This is a genomic window from Mesorhizobium sp. M7A.F.Ca.MR.362.00.0.0, from assembly GCF_004023175.1.
Taxonomy (GTDB): domain Bacteria; phylum Pseudomonadota; class Alphaproteobacteria; order Rhizobiales; family Rhizobiaceae; genus Mesorhizobium.
This window is the reverse complement of sequence record NZ_RZTF01000935.1, coordinates 1-390: the sequence shown is the minus strand read 5'-3', so window position 1 is coordinate 390 and position 390 is coordinate 1. Positions and strand designations below refer to the sequence as shown.

Sequence of the window (390 nt, the reverse complement as noted above, 5' to 3'; positions counted from 1 at the left end):
GCTGAGGCGCCGCCTGCCGCCTACTTCCCACAGTGATGATCGTTGATCTTGTTCACCGCATTCGCGTCGGGTCCGACGCGATGGTAGGAGCACGCGCCGGCGGCCGTCGTCACCAACTGCTGATCGTAGTAGCGCGGGCCGCCGAACAGGATGTCGATGAGATCGCCTTCGGCGGGAACGTAGCGTTCGGAGTGGACCCGGCGGTCGTGGTGCCCGTCGCCAGCGAAAGCCGGGGCACAAACGCTTGAGCCCATGGCGATAGCGAGAGCTAGGATCGCAACACATTTCGTGGTCATCGCCAATACCCTCCTGGCCATTCCGGAATCACACCATACCTCCAAAACCGCCAGCTGGACAAAAGTTCCGGAGAAGACCGCGATAGGCTCTTGC

General features: G+C 62.1%; 1 protein-coding gene. It reads right to left on the bottom strand.

The genetic code is table 11. The features are described from left to right. Positions 1-20 precede the first annotated feature (20 nt). A partial coding sequence (locus EOC06_RS38590; RefSeq protein WP_306462389.1) for a hypothetical protein occupies positions 21-390 on the bottom strand: 370 nt, incomplete at its 5' end.